This window comes from uncultured Veillonella sp., assembly GCF_934190855.1.
GTDB lineage: Bacteria > Bacillota > Negativicutes > Veillonellales > Veillonellaceae > Veillonella.
Genome location: NZ_CAKPTN010000159.1, coordinates 1 through 3781 on the forward strand (window position 1 = coordinate 1; position 3781 = coordinate 3781).

Sequence of the window (3781 nt, forward strand, 5' to 3'; positions counted from 1 at the left end):
ATCTTTAGTATCTCCTATAGTGATATGAAATATCACCAAACGATTAATTCTATGGCTACTCCATTTATTAGTTCTAGCCATGCCAAGACGGTTAGAGGTTCATGGAATCGTGTATTCCATCGAGATCGAACGACTAAACGTAGTTGGGATATTATTATTAGCAAGCGTAATGCTAAAAATTATATTAATGATGTAGAGGTTGCTGTACAACGTGCCAATACAGCTTCTGTAGAACTCGGTATATCAGAACGAAGATATATTAAGCAAAATACGTTATATTCTAGAGCGGCTATTAAACAAGGTGTTGGTTGGTTTGGTTCACAACCTGAATATGGCAATGGAGCACCAAGTACTCGATTTACACAACTTTTAGTAGATGTGGATTATCAAATGCCTCGTACATGGGGGCATAGACCAGCAAGTATTACTACATCATTCCATGGCCAATGGACATTAGGGGATAAACGTTTATTTTCTAGAGATATGATTAGCCTTGGTAATCGATATACAGTGCAAGGATTTGATGGTGAGAATACATTAATGGCTGAAAGCGGTTGGTATATGCGTAATGAAGTTGCTAGCTACATTCCTAAATGGAAATCAAGTGTTTATGCTAATGTAGATTTTGGGGCTGTATATGGTCCGAGTACAGATGTATTAACAGGTAAATTTATCGCTGGTACTAGTTTAGGGATGAAAGGGCAGTTTAAATCTGGATTGTTCTATGATGTATTTGTTGGCGTTCCATTATATAAACCTAGTGGTTATAGAACTGACTCTGTCACTACAGGTTTCCAAGCTGGTATACGATTCTAAATAGTTTGAGTATATGTATTAATAGAGAGAGTAATTATGAAAGAAAAACGATTACAATATAAAATTGCCGTATGGCTTACTATGGGGTTAATGATTGTAGACCCATTAGTAGTACCATTTGCCTATGCAGCTAACCCTATTGAGGTTGACACAAATGCACCACATGAAAGACAAGCTACGGTTGGACAAGCTGGTAATGGTATTACATTAGTAAATGTTGCTGGCCCTAGTGCTGGTGGTGTATCTAGAAATGATTACACTAATTTTAATATACCGCAAAATGGTGTAATTCTTAACAACTCCTACCAAATGGCTAATACAAAATTAGGTGGCTATGTACCTGGTAATCCTAATATGATGCGTGGTTCTGCCAATGTTATTGTTAATGAGGTTACATCGCATAATCCAACTGATATGAAAGGGTTTATTGAGGTAGCAGGTCGTAAAGCTTCAGTAGTTGTAGCTAATCCAAATGGTATTACTGTAGATGGTGGTGGCTTTATCAATACAGATCGAGCAGTATTAACTACAGGTAAAACAGAATATGATCCAACAGGAAATTTAAACTCCTATCGTGTAGAGCAAGGTCGTATTTCTATTAACGGAAATGGTCTTAATGCTAAAGATGCTAACTCGCTACAAATTTTAACAGAAGCCACCAATATAAATGCTGGAGTGTGGGCTAATACAATTGAAACCCGTACTGGCAAGAATACAATAGATGCTAATACATTGGATACTCAAAAGATTGGTGATTCTAGCAATGTTGGTTTAGATGTCTCTGCTATTGGTGGTATGTATGCAAATTCTATTACCATGAAAGGTACCAATACTGGTCTTGGTGTAAATGTGAAAGGTGTAGTGAGCTCTACACAAGCATCTAGTATTACTAGTGATGGCAAAATCATAGTTGATGGTGGTGTTACGAGTAATGGCAAGACTACGTTAGCGGGTCAAAGCATTGCCATTCACAATAATGGTGTAGTTCAAGGTGATGTATCTACTACTGTAAATAGCCAAGAAACAGTAAATAATAGTGGTCTTATTAATTCTGGAAATACTACGGCTATAAAAGCTAAATCCGTAGATAACCATGAAGGTGGACGTATTTATGGTGATACTGTAGCTATTGATGCAAATACAGTTAAAAACCATACAAATTCAGAGATAGAACAGCGCTATCATAAAGCGGGTAAGGATTTAGAAAAGGCTAAAAATGATCTAGATGCTGAATGGAACGCTGATATCACAAAATATAAAACTAAAACAGAGTTAGAAGCACATCGTCAACGTATTAAAGAGTTAACAAAGGCTTATGATGAGGCACAAGAGAATGTTACTACTATAAAAAAAGAATTAGATACGCATAAGTCTGGTGTCATTGCAGGTCGTAATCACGTTGATATAAATACAGATACAATAAATAATACGGGTAAGGGTTTCATCTATAGTGGTGGCACTATGGACCTTACAGCTAAACAAGGTATCAATAATACGGGAGCAACTATTAAAGCCGTTAAGTCTATTGAACTAGATACACCTGTAGTAAATAATAAAAATGTCGCATTAGGTGTAAAGCGTGTTTCAGATGGTATTACTAAAAATCCTGATAAATTAAAAGTTACTCATCCTCATCATAAATTAGAAGGACAGGTATTTGATAAGTCTGAATTCCCTTATGCTGATGATAAAAGTGGCTATGGTACACCTCATGTAAAACCTGTTAAGACTGCTGAAGATGAAGCTTATAATAAAGAAATGGATAAGCGTCAAAACCGTGTTAATGAATTTACTATTATTCGAACTGAAACAGAGCATACTCATAAAGAAGTAACTAATGATGATCCAGGTATTATTAGTAGTGGTGGTAATGTTGTAACAACAGGTATTCTCCATAATGATAATAGTAAGGTGATTTCTGGAGGGACGGTTCAAACTAAGGGACGAATAGAAAATATATCTGACTCTATGAGTGATAAGACCTATATAACGGGTACTACACAAGAAAGCTATACAAAAGATGTTCCTAAAAGTCACCACATTGGAGGAAAAAAGAAACGTAGACGATGGAAAGCAGAAGTCTATATGACTCCAACGATTACTGAAGCAAATGTAAAGCCAATTGGTACAGTTCAAGAACATACGGAAGAGACATTATCTAAAGCTACTATTGCAAAGGTTAATGATAGTTTGGATCCCTATGGTTTAGGTGGTGGAAAAGGTAAAGAAAGTCATACTATAGATGGGTTATCCTTACCAACAGAGGCACTATACCAAATTCATCCAGATATTACAGCTAATGCTTTGATAGAAACAGACTCTGCTTTTACAAATCGTAAGAATTTTCTATCTTCTCAATATATGCTTGATGCCTTAGCAAATGATCCTGAACGAAGATTAAAACGTTTAGGTGATGGATTCTATGAGCAACAGCTTATTAATGAGCAAATAGTATCCGCTACAGGCAAACAATATTTAGAAGGATATACAGATAATGAGGCTGAATATAAAGCGTTGTTAGAGGCTGGTATAGCCTTTGGCAAAGCTTTTAAATTAGCTCCAGGAATTGCTTTATCTAAAGAACAAATGGAAGCTATAACAACTGATATGGTATGGTTAGAAACCAAAACAGTTGTAGTAGACGGTAAAGCTCAACAAGTTCTATATCCTAAAGTATATTTAGCTAAACAACCTGCAAAATCTGTTGATGCAATGGGTGGAATCATAAGTGGTAAAGCCATAGTTAGTAATACTAATGCAGATATTCTAAATCAAGGTATAATGACTGCAGATACAATTGTATTAGGAGCTCATAATGTACAAAATACAGGCCGTATCGATGGACGTAAAGTGAATATTAAAGCATCTCAAAATGTAATAAATACAGGTAATATTCATGGTGATAAACAGGTTACCATTAATGCTGATCGTGATATTAATGTAGGTGCTCATATAGATAGATTAG

At 35.7% G+C, this 3781-nt stretch carries 2 protein-coding genes; both read left to right on the top strand.

Features of this window, described 5'->3' with window-relative positions:
* Positions 1 to 816: ShlB/FhaC/HecB family hemolysin secretion/activation protein (locus Q0F90_RS08050; protein ID WP_296004581.1), on the top strand; the 816-nt coding region annotated here is incomplete at its 5' end.
* A 36-nt stretch (positions 817 to 852) separates the two neighbouring features.
* The coding region (locus Q0F90_RS08055; RefSeq protein WP_296004583.1) for a filamentous hemagglutinin N-terminal domain-containing protein at positions 853 to 3781 on the top strand (2929 nt) is incomplete at its 3' end.